General features: G+C 35.4%; 14 protein-coding genes and 1 tRNA gene. 14 read left to right on the forward strand and 1 reads right to left on the reverse strand.

Features of this window, described 5'->3' with window-relative positions; all coding sequences use genetic code 11:
- The 10 genes from PHQ99_04220 to PHQ99_04265 form a co-directional block, all read left to right on the forward strand.
- On the forward strand, positions 1-681 hold a 681-nt coding region (locus PHQ99_04220; GenBank protein ID MDD4288772.1), incomplete at its 5' end, for a F0F1 ATP synthase subunit alpha.
- Complete coding sequence (locus PHQ99_04225; GenBank protein ID MDD4288773.1) at positions 656-1,540, forward strand: F0F1 ATP synthase subunit gamma; 885 nt, start codon at positions 656-658, stop codon at positions 1,538-1,540. The genes PHQ99_04220 and PHQ99_04225, both read left to right, overlap by 26 nt.
- 80 nt (positions 1,541-1,620) lie before the next feature.
- Complete coding sequence (locus tag PHQ99_04230; GenBank protein ID MDD4288774.1) at positions 1,621-3,789, forward strand: cation-translocating P-type ATPase; 2,169 nt, start codon at positions 1,621-1,623, stop codon at positions 3,787-3,789.
- Between the two features lie 41 nt (positions 3,790-3,830).
- A complete protein-coding gene (nifJ, locus tag PHQ99_04235) occupies positions 3,831-7,385 on the forward strand; it encodes a pyruvate:ferredoxin (flavodoxin) oxidoreductase (protein ID MDD4288775.1) in 3,555 nt (1,184 codons plus the stop codon).
- Between the two features lie 30 nt (positions 7,386-7,415).
- A complete protein-coding gene (locus PHQ99_04240) occupies positions 7,416-8,414 on the forward strand; it encodes a dihydroorotate dehydrogenase-like protein (GenBank protein ID MDD4288776.1) in 999 nt (332 codons plus the stop codon).
- Positions 8,415-8,513: 99 nt separating this feature from the next.
- Complete coding sequence (gene lgt / locus PHQ99_04245) at positions 8,514-9,374, forward strand: prolipoprotein diacylglyceryl transferase (GenBank protein ID MDD4288777.1); 861 nt, start codon at positions 8,514-8,516, stop codon at positions 9,372-9,374.
- A 160-nt stretch (positions 9,375-9,534) separates the two neighbouring features.
- Complete coding sequence (locus PHQ99_04250) at positions 9,535-10,104, forward strand: nitroreductase family protein (GenBank protein MDD4288778.1); 570 nt, start codon at positions 9,535-9,537, stop codon at positions 10,102-10,104.
- Positions 10,105-10,148: 44 nt separating this feature from the next.
- A complete protein-coding gene (locus PHQ99_04255) occupies positions 10,149-10,850 on the forward strand; it encodes a TIGR01906 family membrane protein (protein MDD4288779.1) in 702 nt (233 codons plus the stop codon).
- 50 nt (positions 10,851-10,900) lie between these two features.
- Positions 10,901-11,278: a hypothetical protein gene (locus tag PHQ99_04260; protein MDD4288780.1), complete on the forward strand. Its 378-nt coding sequence runs from the start codon at positions 10,901-10,903 to the stop codon at positions 11,276-11,278.
- A gap of 27 nt (positions 11,279-11,305) precedes the next feature.
- A complete protein-coding gene (locus PHQ99_04265; protein ID MDD4288781.1) occupies positions 11,306-12,253 on the forward strand; it encodes a hypothetical protein in 948 nt (315 codons plus the stop codon).
- Between the two features lie 7 nt (positions 12,254-12,260).
- Here PHQ99_04265 and murD read toward each other — a convergent pair whose 3' ends face one another.
- Positions 12,261-13,664 carry a UDP-N-acetylmuramoyl-L-alanine--D-glutamate ligase gene (gene murD / locus PHQ99_04270; protein ID MDD4288782.1) on the reverse strand — a complete coding sequence of 468 codons (1,404 nt, stop codon included), beginning with the start codon at positions 13,662-13,664 and terminating at the stop codon, positions 12,261-12,263.
- Positions 13,665-13,834: 170 nt separating this feature from the next.
- Between murD and PHQ99_04275 the strand changes: the two genes are divergently transcribed.
- The 4 genes from PHQ99_04275 (at position 13,835) to tadA (ending at position 15,660) form a co-directional block, all read left to right on the forward strand.
- A complete protein-coding gene (locus PHQ99_04275; protein ID MDD4288783.1) occupies positions 13,835-14,317 on the forward strand; it encodes a hypothetical protein in 483 nt (160 codons plus the stop codon).
- On the forward strand, positions 14,314-14,853 hold the full coding sequence (locus PHQ99_04280; GenBank protein ID MDD4288784.1) for a permease: 540 nt from the start codon (positions 14,314-14,316) through the stop codon (positions 14,851-14,853). The genes PHQ99_04275 and PHQ99_04280 overlap by 4 nt, the downstream gene beginning before the upstream one ends.
- Positions 14,854-14,964: 111 nt before the next feature.
- Positions 14,965-15,041: transfer RNA gene (locus PHQ99_04285), tRNA-Arg, on the forward strand.
- Between the two features lie 190 nt (positions 15,042-15,231).
- Positions 15,232-15,660, forward strand: coding sequence for a tRNA adenosine(34) deaminase TadA (gene tadA / locus PHQ99_04290; protein MDD4288785.1), 429 nt, complete (start codon positions 15,232-15,234; stop codon positions 15,658-15,660).
- Positions 15,661-15,674: the final 14 nt, after the last annotated feature.

The following is a 15,674-nucleotide window of genomic DNA, read 5'->3' on the forward strand; positions in this document are numbered from 1 at the left end:
GGTGATATTTTTTATATTCACTCCCGCCTTTTGGAAAGGGCTACTCATTTGAAAAAAGAATACGGTGGAGGCTCTTTAACAGCCTTACCGATTATTGAAACAGAAGCCCAGAATTTATCATCATACATACCAACTAATATAATATCCATTACTGATGGACAGATATACCTTTCACCTCAATTGTTCCAGGGTGGTATTTTACCGGCAGTGGATGTAGGCAAATCGGTTTCCCGCGTTGGAGGAAAAACCCAATTGGCATCGTACCGCCAGGTGGTGGGTGATTTACGGTTAAGCTATTCTCAGTTCCAGGAACTTGAGATTTTTTCCCGTTTTGGAACCCAATTAGATGAAAATACCAAAAAAACTTTAACACGGGGCAGAAGGATAAGGGAAATATTAAAGCAGAATCAATATGAACCCTATTCAGTTTTAGAGCAAATTATCCTTCTTTTAGCTGTGTCCCGTGGCTTGCTGGATAATATCCCTATTAGTAAAATTAGTATATTCAAAAAGAGAGTTAAAGAGGATATTAAAGATAAATTTTCTGGGATTACGGAAAAGGTTAATAATAATAAGACCCTATCTTCTGATGATAAAGATAGATTGACTAACTTTATTCAGGAAATAACTGATTCATTTGTGAAGGATAGTAATTATGCAGACGCTGGAGACAATTCGTAGAAAAATTGAGAGTGCAAAAGATATGCACTCAGTGGTAAAAACAATGAAAGCCCTGGCCGCGGTAAATATTCATACTTACGAAAAAGCAGTTGATTCTATTAACTTTTACCATCAGAATATCGAAGCGGGCTTACAGATAGTTTTAAAAGAAAACCCTGATATTTTGAAGGCACCGACTGCTGATGGTAGTGATTTAATGGGTATCATTATTTTTGGTGCAGAAAGAGGAATGGCGGGTAATTTTAATATACCAGTTATTAATAAGCTGGATTCCTGGATAAAAAAAGAGGGTTTAAAAAAGAAATCATCACTGATTGCATGTGTGGTTGGTGAAAGAATTGCAGAGCCATTAAAGGATATTGGGATATCCGCAAATTATAACCTTGAATATCCTAATTCTCGCTATCATCTGGATGGGACTATTCAAGATGTACTTTTAATAATAGAGAAATGGCGTTTTCAAAAAAAAGTATCACATATCTACCTTTTTTTTAATCACCCTATAAGTAGTTCTTCTTTTAAAGCAGATTATTTTCAATTATATCCTCTAAACCATGACTGGCTAAGAGAATTAGCAGGCAAACAATGGCCTTCAACCTCAATACCATTATACACTATTCCGGCAGGCACTTTGTTTAACCTGATTATTCGTCAGTATTTTTACATTTCCCTTTATAAGGTCTTTATTGAAACAATGGCAAGCGAAAATGCCAGTAGATTACTTGCAATGCGCAAGGCAGAGAAGAATATTGAAGAACAGTTAGAAGAACTGGATGCCCAGTTTAATAAAAAAAGACAGGATTCAATTACTGATGAATTACTGGATATCGTCGCCGGCTTTGAAGCCCTGACTAAATAATATTTATTATTTTTTGTAAAAAATAGTGAAAACATGTTATCATTATAAGTTGTTGTGTGGTATTAGAGGATATGCTATAAATGAACGAGAAAAAAAATTCCAAGGATTATAAAAAAAATATTCAAATTGAGGGAATGACCTGCATTAATTGTGCTAATCGGGTTGAGGAGAATATTCGTAAAATTAAAGGAGTAAAGTTTGCCTCAGTAAACCTGGCAACAGAATCTGCTTATCTGATTAGTAATCGAGAATTAACTGATCAAGAAATAAAAAAAGCCGTTGAAAGCGCAGGGTATAAAATAGCAGAAAGTTTTGATGAGGATTCAGGACAGAAGAGATATAAAAAGATTAGACAGAATGCCATAATAGCCTGGATAGTCACATTACCTTTATCTATTATGATGATTTTTCATATGCTCGGCTATCATGTCCCGGGCTTTGTATTTCTGGAAGTAATAAGTGTTGCTTTTGTAATATTTTATTGTGCAGCATCTACGATAAAAAGTGCCTGGATTGCCTTAATCCATTACCATTTTAACATGGATACGCTTATTACCATTGGTTCTATAACATCCTGGATTACTGCTCTTTTTAGTTATTTAAACTTGCCGATTATGTCTTTCGGGACAATTGGAGCAATGATTGTTGCTATTCATTTGACTGGTCGATTTATAGAATCACATCTGAGAGATAAGGCAGCTAAAGAAATAAAAAGCCTGATAGCTTTACAATCGAAGGAGGCAACAGTTGTTATTAACAGCGAAGAAGTCAGGCTGCCTATTAATATGGTTAAAATAAACCAGCTGGTAAAAGTTAAACCCGGAGAACGTATTCCCGTTGATGGCACAATAGTAGAAGGAATTTCCTCAGTAGATGAATCTTTTATTAATGGCGAACCTATTCCAAAGAAGAAGGAAAAAGAAGATATTGTTATCGGCGGTTCAATAAATTTAACCGGTATACTTACAATAAAGGTTACCAAAATAGGGGAAGAGTCTTTTCTGTCCCAAATGATTCTGTTGATAAAAGAAGCCCAGGGAACTAAAGTACCTATTCAAGCACTGGCAGATAGAATAACAAATTGGTTTGTGCCAATTATTATTACTTTAGCATTAATAAGCGGTATTTTCTGGTATTTTAACATGGATAATTATCAGTTATTTTTATTAAATGCAAGGGAAATATTTCCATGGATATTGATTACTGAAAACAATTATTCATTTGCAATATTTGTTTTTATTTCAACTGTTGTTATTGCTTGCCCCTGTGCTTTAGGATTAGCCACACCAATGGCTCTGGTGACAGGAAGCGGGATAGCGGCTAAAAAAGGATTAATTATACGAAATGCTGAAGCAATACAGACTTCCAAAGATATAGCATATGCATTAATGGATAAAACTGGTACTATCACACATGGTAATCCATCAGTAATAAAGCATAATCTCAGCCAGGAAGAAATGGACGTGGTAGCATCAATTGAAAGTAATTCTCATCATCCTTTGGCCCAGGCCATTGCGGGCAACTTGAAAAATTTAAAAAAAATTGATAATTTAAAAGAAATACCAGGAAAAGGAGTTACAGCATATTTTAACGGAATAGAATACTTTATTGGCAAACCGGAAGAAAGGGAAGAATATTTACCATATTTTAAAAAAGGCCAAACAGTAGTTGAAATATTAAAAGGAATGACTAAACTTGGATTTATTATTTTAGCTGATAGAATAAGAGGTGAGTCAGAAAAAGCGATTAATCGCTTAAAAGAATTGAATATTACCCCGGTAATGGTAACCGGGGATCATGAGATAACTGCCCGGGTTGTGGCAGATGAAGTGGGCATTGAAAAAGTATATGCAGGTGTTAAACCTGAGGAGAAGCTGGGAATTGTCAGGAAGTTCCAAAGTACCGGGAAAAAAGTACTTATGATAGGGGATGGAATAAATGATGCTGCCTCCCTGAAAGGAGCAGACATTGGAGTAGCAATGGAAAATGGGGCTGACCTGGCTATAGACAGTGCTGATATAGTTATAATAAGAGAAGGACTATATGGTCTGATATATAGTATTAATATATCTGCAAGTATTTTTAAAATTATCAAACAAAATCTTTTCTGGGCTTTTTTATATAATACTTTAGCAATACCCTTTGCTATGTTAGGCCTTCTGCATCCCGCAATTGCAGAAGGAGCCATGGCTTTTAGTTCAATTACCGTTATTTTAAATTCTTTAAGAATAAAGAATAGCTTTAAATAAAAAAAACATAAAAATGTGATAAAAAAAGAAAGGAACATATTATGAAACACAAATTGATTACTTTAGATGGGAATACGGCAGCTGCCCATACTGCCTATCACCTTAGTGAAAACATTACAATCTATCCAATTACTCCCTCTTCAGTTATGGGAGAATTGGCGGATCTATGGGCATTTCAGGAGAAAAAAAATATCTGGGGAGCAATCCCATTTGTAGCCGAGATGCAGAGTGAAGCTGGAGCAGCCGGAGCTGTACACGGTTCTCTGCAAAGAGGAGCATTAACTACTACATTTACTGCATCACAGGGGTTATTGCTTATGCTCCCTAATATGTTTAAGATTGCCGGTGAACTTACTCCTGCTGTATTTAATGTTTCAGCCCGTTCAGTGGCTACTCATGCTTTATCTATTTTTGGTGACCATTCTGATGTAATGGCTGCAAGAACTACAGGATTTGCATTATTGGCAGCGGCTTCAGTTCAGGAAGCCATGGATTTCCCATTAATCGCTCAAGCAGCATCGCTGAAATCCAGAATACCGTTTTTGCACTTTTTTGACGGGTTCCGAACTTCGCATGAAATATCAAAAGTAGAGATGCTGGAAAATGAAGAAATGGAAAAAATGATTAATGATGAACTAATATACCAGCATAGAGCACGTGCGCTTTCACCCGAACGTCCATTTATAAGGGGAACTGCGCAGAATCCTGATGTATTTTTCCAGGCAAGGGAAGGGAGTAACCCCTTCTATGATAAATGTGCTGATATTACTGAAGAAACTATGAAAGAATTTAAGGACATTACCGGTAGAGAATATCATCTCTTTCAATATGAAGGTGCACCTGATGCAGAGTATATTATTATATTAATGGGTTCAGGCTGTGAAACAGTCCATGAAACTGTGGAACACCTTGTAGAAAAAGGCGAAAAGGTAGGTGTGATAAAAGTCAGATTATTCAGACCATTCTCCATAAAACATCTATATAATGCCATACCTGAGACAGCTAAGAAATTATGTGTTTTAGACAGAACAAAAGAACCGGGGAGTGCTGGAGAACCTTTATATATTGAAGTCTTATCCGGAATTAATGAGTATATGAGCGAGAATAATATAGACAGAAAAATAAAGGTAGTTGGTGGGAGATATGGCTTATCTTCCAAGGAATTTACACCAGCCATGGTTATGGGAGTATTTGATGAAATTAAAAAAGAAAAACCCATGAATCACTTTACTGTTGGTATTAATGATGATGTAACCAATAAGAGTATCAAATATCCGGAACATTTCCATATTGAACCAGCCGACAGAGTTAGAGCAGTATTCTATGGATTGGGTTCTGATGGAACTGTAAGTGCAAATAAAAGCTCTATTAAAATTATTGGGGAAGAGACTGATAATTTTGCTCAGGGATATTTTGTTTATGATTCGCGAAAAGCAGGGTCATTGACAATTTCACATTTGCGTTTTGGCAAAGATCCAATTCATTCACCATACCTGATTGAAAAAGCAAACTTTATAGGATGTCATCAGTTTACGTTCCTGGAAAAATATGATGTTTTAAAACATGCAGAGGATAATGCAGTATTGTTGTTAAACAGCCCATATCCTGCTGAAGAAGTCTGGGATAAAATTCCTGTTGAGGTACAGAAGAACATTATTGACAAAAAAATTAAAGTATATTCTATCAATGCATATCAAATTGCCAAAGAAACCGGTCTTGGTGTTAGAATTAATACAGTTATGCAAACAGCATTCTTCTTGTTAAGCAAGATTCTCCCGGAAGATGTGGCAATCGACAAAATTAAACAATTCATCAAAAAATCTTATGGAACTAAGGGAGAAGAGATTCTCAGCAAGAATAACAAGGCTGTGGAGTTGGCAAAGGAATCTATTGAGGAAATTAAAGTACCGCTCAAAGCTGAAGGCACTATCAGGAAAAAGGATACTGTTTCTGCTAAGGCACCAAAATTTGTTCGTGAAGTAACAGCTAAAATGATTGCTCAAGAAGGAGATGATATTCCTGTAAGCGCTTTTGACCCTGATGGAACATTCCCATCCGGAACTACCAAATGGGAGAAGAGAAATATTGCTCAGGAAATTCCTGAATGGGATCCGGATACCTGTATCCAGTGTGGAAACTGTGCTCTTGTTTGTCCCCATGCTGTAATTAGAAGTAAAGTTTTCTCACCAGAATTACTCGCTAATGCACCGGAAAACTTTAAGTCTACCGACAGTAAGATCAAAGATTTCCAGGGATTAAAGTTCACATTGCAAATCTCTCCTGAAGATTGTACCGGTTGTGGTTTGTGTGTAGAAACATGTCCTGCAAAGAATAAGAAAGAACCTGGCAAAAAAGCCATCAATATGGTACCAGTGGAAAATATTCAAGAACAAGAGAAGAAAAACTGGGAATTCTTTGAAAATATTCCATTAGTTGATAGAGAAAAACTGGAACTGAACCGAATAAGAGACCTGCAATTTACTCAACCATTGTTTGAATTCTCCGGAGCCTGTGCAGGTTGTGGAGAAACTCCATATGTAAAGCTTATCAGCCAGTTATTTGGGGATAGAATGATTGTAGCTAATGCTACTGGTTGTTCTTCTATTTATGGCGGTAATCTGCCTGCAACACCATGGACATTTAATCAGGATGGTCGCGGACCTGCCTGGTCAAATTCTCTCTTCGAAGACAATGCAGAATTTGGTTACGGATTACGTTTGGCCATAGATCAGCAGAAAATAATGGCTATTAACCTGGTAGAAAAGCTAAAAAATGACATAGGTGAAAGCCTGGCTAATGAACTGATGAATGCAGAACAGTCCAATGATGAAGAAATACAAAAACAGCGAGAAAGAGTAGCCCAATTACATAAGAAATTAGAAAACATCTCTAAGGAAGAAGCAAGACAATTAGACAGTTTGGCAGAAGCCTTGGTTAAAAAGAGTGTCTGGATATTAGGTGGAGACGGCTGGGCTTATGATATTGGTTATGGCGGACTTGATCACGTTATTGCTCAGAAGCAGAATGTAAATATTCTGGTATTAGATACAGAAGTCTACTCCAATACCGGTGGACAGATGTCCAAAGCGACACCTTTAGGTGCTGTTGCAAAATTTGCTGCAGGTGGAAAACAAACTGCTAAAAAGGACCTTGCAATGATGGCAGTAAACTATGGTACTGCTTATGTTGCAAGGATTGCCCTGGGTGCAAATATGAATCAGGCTATAAAGGTATTCCGTGAAGCAGAAGCCTATGATGGTCCTTCTATTATCGTTGCATATTCTCATTGCGCAGGACACGGTTATGACTTAAGAAATGGGCTAAAACAGCAAAAAGCAGCAGTAGCCTCCGGGTACTGGCCATTAATGCATTATAACCCGGAATTAAAGAAAGAAGGGAAGAATCCATTTGTACTGGACAGTAAGGCTCCTAGTATCCCACTGAAAGATTATATTTATGCTGAAAACAGATACAGAATACTGACTTATAGTAAACCAGAGATAGCTAAAGAGTACTACAAGAAAGCTCAGGAAGAAGTAATGAATCGCTGGAAAATATATGAAAAATGGGCTAAGAATGAGAATTCGAAAGAATAAATAAATTGATAAAAACAGGAGGATAAGTAAGTGGTTGATTTAAGTACTAAATATTTAGGTATTAGATTGAAAAATCCCTTGGTTGCCTCTGCTTCTCCGTTATGTGAAGATATTGAAAACATCAAGCAGATGGAAAAGAGCGGAATTAGTGCTGTAGTCTTGCATTCACTCTTTGAGGAACAGGTTATTCTGCAAGAGAAAGAGTTGAATTATGCTTTGACTCAACAAACAGAAAGTTATGCCGAATCTTTGAGCTATTTTCCTGATGTAAATGATTACCGTTTTGCTCCTGATGAGTATGTAAACTATATTGAGAAAGCAAAAAAGGCTGTCGATATACCGATTATCGGCAGCCTGAACGGTATATCAAATAGTGGATGGCTTAAATATGGGAAGAAAATTGAAGAAGCAGGAGCGGATGCCCTGGAATTAAACATTTACTATCTGCCGACAATAAAATCTGTTTCCTGTCAGCAAGTTGAAAAGATGTATCTGGAGTTACTAAAAACATTAAGGCAAAACATAAAAATACCAATAGCAGTAAAACTAAGCCCATATTTTAACTCAATACCTGATACAGCATATAAACTTGTTGACGAGGGGGCTGATGCGCTGGTTTTATTCAACAGATTTTATCAGCCTGATATTGATTTAATGAGAATGTCGATATCCCCTAATTTGGAATTGAGTGAATCATCCGAGTTGCGTTTAAGACTAAGATGGGTAGGACTACTTTATAAGAAAGTTAAGGCAGACCTGGCAATTACCGGAGGAGTTCATACAGCTGAAGATATAATAAAAAGTATTTTAGCCGGAGCAAATGTTGCTATGATGACTTCAGCTTTACTACTGAGGGGAATTTCTTTCATTGAGGAATTAATAAAAGCGACTGAGGATTGGATGAAAAGAAACCATTATGAATCTATTGATAGCATTAGAGGAATTTTAAGCCAGCAGAATACCAGAGAAACAGATGCATATGAAAGAGCAAACTACTTGAAAGTATTAAAATCTTATCGAATGGAATAGGTATTATATACCTTGGAATAAATGATGAATTAACAGGCAACCCGACTTGTGAAATAGTTGGTTGCCTGTTAATGGAAAGAAAGGTTTAAAATAAACAATATGTTTGGGATAGATTGGGCTCATATTCCTGAAGCAATAAATCCTGTTTTAGCCTCTTTTGGTCAATTCAAAATCTATTGGTATGGATTGATGTACCCTCTGGGTTTCTTAACCGCTTTTTCTATTGCTATTTATCGGATTCGCTCAGAAAAATTAGTTTTTAAAGAATCTACAGTATTGGATTTCTTGATCTGGGCAGTTATTATGCTGGTGATAGGGGGAAGGATCGGGCATGTTGTTTCATCAGATATAGGATACTATTTAACCAATCCAATGAGAATAATACTTCCTTTTGACTTTTCGGGAGGTTTTCACTATACGGGTATTTTGGGAATGTCCTACCATGGAGGAATGATTGGTATTGTATTGGCCTTTATATTATTTTGTTTAAAAAGAAATATCAATCACTGGCAATTCGCTGATATGGGTATTACGGGAATACCTGCAGGTTATACCTTTGGCAGACTTGGCAATTTTATAAACGGAGAACTGTATGGAAAAGTTACAAATTTACCCTGGGGAATGTACTTTCCTGCAGATCCAACCAATCAATTAAGACATCCCACCCAACTATATGAGGCACTTTTTGAGGGGGTCGTTCTTTTTATCGTATTATGGTATCTGCGAAAAAAGAAATGGTTTAATGGCCTTCAATTAAGTGTCTATTTTATTGGCTATGGTATTGTTCGTTTTTTAAACGAATTTCTCCGGGAGCCATCACCTATATCTGGATATAAATATTTAGGATTCATGAATTTAGCACAGGTAATGTCTTTATTGATGATAATCGTTGGCATTTTTATTATCATAATTAGAAAAGACAAGCCATATTTACCAATAAGCAGGGAGGAAAAACTATGAATGGTCAGTTTTTTATCTTTTTGGGTATAATTGCACTGGTAGCTTTTTTATTTAAAGATGGATTTCTGAACATATAATTTTGTATTCCGAAGAGAAAAATCGCATAGGTAAAATTATTTTAAAAATATGCTAATAAATAAGAGTTGAGGTGGGAGAAATTATGTTAAAGGATTTAATCTTAAAAAACAGAAGCTATAGACGTTTTGATGAAGGAAAAAAGATAGACAGGCAAGAATTGTTAGAATTAATAGATTTAGCAAGATTATCACCTTCTGCAGCTAATAAGCAGCCACTGAAATATTTCCTTTCCAGTGAACCTGAGACTAACAAAAAAATATTCAACACCCTTGCCTGGGCTGCTTACCTGAAAGACTGGAAGGGACCTGCAGATGGCGAAAGACCAGTTGCTTATATAATTATTCTTGGTGATAAAAATATTGCTGAAAATTTCAGTGTTGATTCAGGAATTGCAGCTCAGAGTATCCTTTTGGGAGCAACTGAAAAGGGAGTAGGCGGTTGTATATTTGGTTCAGTTGCCCGGGAAAAACTAAGAGAATTGTTAAACATACCTTCACAATATGAAATATTATACGCATTGGCTCTGGGCTATCCTGTTGAAATAGTTCAGATAGAAAAATTAGATGACAGTGGTGATATTAAATACTGGCGTGATAAGAACAATATACATCATGTACCAAAGAGAAGCCTTTCTGATATTGTTCTTTCCTGAAAAAGTATTTATTGATTTTATTATCTAAAAATAAGGGGAAATCTTTGAAGATAATTCGCATTATCCTGTGGTGGATTTTTGTACTTTCAATACCTGTTTTACTGATAACTTCAGTAGTCAGGATGGAAGTTCAATTTTTGCCATTTTACGAATATGAATATGAAAAAAATAATATTAATCAGGTAACCGGTTTTGATAACTCTCAACTGGGGATAATTACCAGACATTTAATACAGTATTTTAATGGTAAAGTTGAAAGCCCTCAGCTACTGTTACAAAAAAATGATGAGCCCATTTACTTATTCCATGACCATGAATTAGTACACCTGAAAGATGTGAAGGATATCTTTCAATATGTATTCATGATGCAATATATAGCCTTGGGTTATTTCTTTTTGTATTTGCTATTAAATATTGTTTTGAAAAGAAAGGATAAGCTTCTTTATTTCTGGCGAGGATTAAAAAACGGGAGTATCTTAAACGTTATCTTGCTGGCTGTTCTGGGAATAGGAATGTTTGCCGGTTTTCACAATCTCTTTATCCGCTTTCATTACCTGGTTTTTGGTGACCCTCAGAGTTCCCCCTGGATACTGGATCCCAGGACTGACCATCTAGTGATGTTATATCCTTTGAATTTCTGGCAGGATGCAGCAACGTTCGGAATTATTGCTATCATTGTCCTATCGGTAATCCTGATTTTTATCAGCTGGCTATTTTTATTAGGGTACCCGCACAGTAAAAGATAAATAAAACAGCAGAAAAGAAAAATATAATTAAATTTCAGAAAATGCAAAATATGATAACAGTTCCATTTTTGATTACCATTATTATAGGTACAGCTATCGGGACTTTCCCGTTAGTTGGTCCGCTTTTTTCAGGTCTTTCTGCTGGTATTATTATTGGCAGGAGAGACACAGCTATGGTAATAGCTTTTTTAGGAACTATTCTTGGCGGGGTATTTTGTCGGATTTTCTTATTATACCCGGAAAATATCTGGCATTTCCATTTGTTGTATTTATTGGGAAACAATATTGGAGATTATTTAGAGCTAATTATACGTGGGAATATATTTTTCTCAGCCCTTTATTTTGGAATTCTGGGAATTCTGGGAGGTTTAATGGGAGTTAATATCATTTCTAAAATTAGAGGGTATAAAAACCATAGAGGAAAATAAATAAATTAGAGAATTAAAGGAGGCAAGATGTCATTAGCTATTAATACTACTATTCCCGAGGGGATTGTAATGGCAGCAGATAGCCGACAATCCTATCGAAATCGAAAAGGTATGGCACGAATAGGCAGTGATAATGCATCTAAACTTTTTCAATTAAATCACAGAATAGGTATAGCCTTAGCCGGCTTGGCTTTTTTACCGGAAAATAGCGGCTTGAGAAGTGTTAGCAGTTATATTAAAGAATTTATTGAAAATAATCCTGTAGATAACTATTCAATAGAGAAGACTGCTGATGAACTTATAAAACTATTAAATGAAAAATATGATTGGAATGACCAGCTAAATAAGGCAAAAGAACAAATCGAAAAAGATTTGCTTAATAAAAAATTTGAGATATTAGAAATAACTAAAAAAGAATCATATATTGATTTTCGATATAAAGATACTAAAGGCAACACAAGAAAAGGCATTGGAAAAATTGACCCCATCAGTTTTATTATTGCCGGAATAAACCAGGATGGTTCACAACAGGCTTTTACCTGTTATGTTCCCGGGAATAAAATTAAAAGTAGAGATAATAGGGAAAGAGGAAAAGAATATGGGCCAAACTGGATAGGACAGACAGATGTAGTATCAAGAATTGTATTAGGGTTTGATGGGCGAATAATAAATTTACCATTTGTACAGGATGCCAGTTCATTAACAGACCGGGAAAATGTCTTAAAACAGTTGCATAGTTTAGAATATGTAATTCAGTGGGGAACAATGACCCTGCAGGATGCAATTGATTTTTGTACATTGATGATTGAAACTACATCAGCGATTCAAAGATTTTCCGATGGGATAAAAGCCAATCCCGGTGAGCTGCCAGGGGTAGGAGGGCCGGTAGAGGTGTTGACCATTACACCTGAAGAAGGATTCAAATGGGTTCGGAGAAAAAGGATAATGGTTCATGACCATATAAGTGGTGATTAGAAATTCATCACAGATTAGAGACTGCTTTTCGAAATGAATTGCCCCTGTCAAATTCATTTACAAAAAGGCCGAAGCTGGTAGCTGCAGGAGACAGTAAAATATTTGTACCCGGTTGTGCCAGGGTATATGCCGTGTCTACTGCTTCAGCCATTGACTGTCTGACATGTATTTTCTTTTGAAATTTTTTTCCTTTTAATTTATTTATTATCATTTCTGAAGCATCATATTCCGGGTGCCTTAGAATTACAAGATGGGCAATATTATTATTGCTTATAATCGTACGGCACAAGCAATCATATTTCAATTTTTTGTCTTTTCCACCAAGAATTATAATCAAGGGTATCCCGGGAAATGATTGTACCGCAGCTGCTGCAGCTTCCGGAGTAGTAGCACAGGTATCATTGTAAAAATTAATTCCATTTAAAGTCCGTATTTTTTCCAGACGGTTGGGTACTCCCGAAAAATCTTTAATTGCCCCGGAAATATCTGATGCTGATAAATCCATGAGAAAACCAACATTAGCAGCCGCTAAAATATTACTTATGTTATGATTTCCAGGAACATGGATATTGTTGGTTTCTGAAAACTGAACCTGCCTGTTTGTATGCTTAAAAAACAATGCATTCCCTTTTAAATAAGTTCCCTGAGTAACCTCTCTTTTTGTACTGAACCAAGATATTTCAGCAGTTGTTTGTTGAGAGAGATTTCTTGTAATTGAATTATCAAAACTGGTAACCAGAATGTTAGTTCTATCCAGATATTTACAGATTATTTTTTCTGAACGGGAATATTCTTCAAAACTGTCATAACGGTCTAAGTGGTCAGGCAGAATATTAGTCAATACTGCAATCTGTGGTTTAAACTGCAGGTGTTGAATTCCTTCCAGTTGCCAGCTGGAAATTTCCAGCAGTACCAGTGTGTTTTCTTTGATTTTAGGTAATACATCAAAAACAGATATACCTATATTGCCTGCATGTACTATATCTTTTCCAGCTCGACAAAAAATATGATAAATTAAATCTGTTACAGTACTCTTGCCTTTTGTACCTCCTACGGCAATAAACTTTGTGGAAGGGCAAACTTTAAGAAATAATGATAAATCTGTTTCAATAGGAGTACCAAATTCTCTTGCTATTTGTAAGTATTTTGAATGATTTGGGACTCCCGGATTTTGAATAATCATATCTCTTCCGATAAAATCTTCTACTCTATGTCCACCCAGTACATATGTAATATCATAATCTTTTAATTCAGCCATAGTTTTCTGCAGTTCATGACTGGTTTTTAAATCAGTGACCAGCACATCTGCTCCGGAACCGGCCAGATATTTGGCAACACCCAAACCTCCACGATTTAAACCTAAACCCATTACTGTAATCTTTTTATTTTTTAAATTTAACAATTTTTTCATATGCTTCCTTATAAAATTAATATATCTATCATAGCACTATAACAAGAAAAAATAAATTTTAACAATGAGAAAATAGCGACAATTTTTTAATATTGGTTGCAAAATAAGAAGAATGTTCATATTATATTGATGTATTAAATAAATAATATACTGAAAAGGAGAAAAAACCAATGTGGTTTTTTTATTTAACCGGTATTTTGTTGTTTTTGTCATTAGCATTCAATCGTGCTAAAACTAAAAAGGCTTTGTTGATAACTTATAAAAGATTTAAAGTAATTTTCCCTTCTTTTTTAATTATGCTCATCTTTGTTTCAATTATATTATTTTTATTTCCCCAGGAGAAAATAATTCAGTATCTTGATTCCGGATACCATATAGTGAATGTTGTTCTGGCTGCACTAGTAGGCTCTGTAACTATTATGCCAGGTTTTGTAGCGTTTCCCCTTGCTGGAATATTAAGAAACAGCGGTATTTCATATATGATTATTGCTTCTTTTACTACAACTTTAATGATGGTTGGTACCATGACATTCCCGATTGAGGTAACTTATTTTGGCAAAAAAGTTTCTTTAATCCGCAATCTCTTGAGTTTTATTATAGCTATAATTATAGCGGTAGTGGTTGGCATATATTTTGGAGAGGTTACCTTATGAAAAAAGAACAGAAGAATAAAACTAATATCAATAAATATATTTATATATTTATAATAATCATTTATTTTGCATTTTTGATTTATTCATATATTTTTAACATTCCATCCGGATTAGAAATAGGAAACAATTTATTATCATTTTTGTCCTATATGATAAAAATACTTCCATGTGCATTCATTCTGATAGGCTTATTTGAAGTATGGGTCCCCCGAGAGAAAGTTGAGAGGCATTTAGGATATGAAGGCGGCATAAGGGGCTATATTTGGGCAATAGTCCTGGCTGGAACAATGGCTGGCGGTCTGTTGGTAGCATTGCCGGTTTCCTCTGCCCTTTATAAAAAAGGAGCAAGATTGAGTGTAATCTTTACATTTGTTGGAGCCTCTGCTATTGTCAGGATCCCCATGACTGTATTTGAAGCCTCATTTTTAGGAATAGAGTTTACAATAATTCGTTGGTTGGTGTCCATCCCCTTGATTATTATTTCTTCACTTTTTTTAGAAAGATATTTAGTAAAACAAAATTTTGATATAAGATAGCTAATAGTTAGGACAAATTAAAGTATTATTTAATTTGACGTAGATTTTAAATTATAATACAATCTTATTTAGTTTTGAATAAAACCAGATTATATTCCTTCATACACCAATGCGCCCGTGGCTCAATTGGACAAAGCAACTGACTACGGATCAGTAGATTGGGGGTTCGAGTCCCTCCGGGCGCACCATATCATTCTTTATTTAGTATATCGTATTCCGTATAACGTAAAGGGAATAAGGAAGGATATTAATTCGTAAGTTCTCAACAAACAAGTAAAAATTGAATAAACAAAGAAATTAAAGAAATACTTAAGAGTTAATGAATATATCTAAACCATAAGGAAAAAGGCATTGGTAGAGAATATCAATCAGGAAATGATGAAAAAAGCACTTCGACTGGCCCGAAAAGCTTATGAACAGGAAGAAGTTCCCGTTGGTGCATTAATTGTTTTGAATAATAAAGTAATTTCCCATGCTTTTAATGAAAAAGAGAGATTACAGGATCCCTCAGCACATGCTGAGATCTTAGCCATTAGAAAAGCGTGCAGGTATTTAAAAAGCTGGCATTTGGATGATGCAATCATGTATGTCACTCTGGAACCATGTCCTATGTGTGCGTATGCTATTATTCAAGCCAGAATAAAACGCCTTGTCTTTGGTGCATCTGATGTCAAGGCAGGTGCTGCCGGCAGTGTAGTAAATTTATTTAAGAAAAATTTATTTAATCATAATGTTGAAATAAAAGGCGGGATTTTAGAAGAGGAATGCGGAGCATTATTGAAGAATTTTTTTCAGGAAAGAAGATAATACCGGCATAATAA

The sequence above is a fragment of the Atribacterota bacterium genome (genome assembly GCA_028703475.1).
In the GTDB taxonomy this organism is placed as follows: domain Bacteria; phylum Atribacterota; class Phoenicimicrobiia; order Phoenicimicrobiales; family Stramentimicrobiaceae; genus JAQVMU01.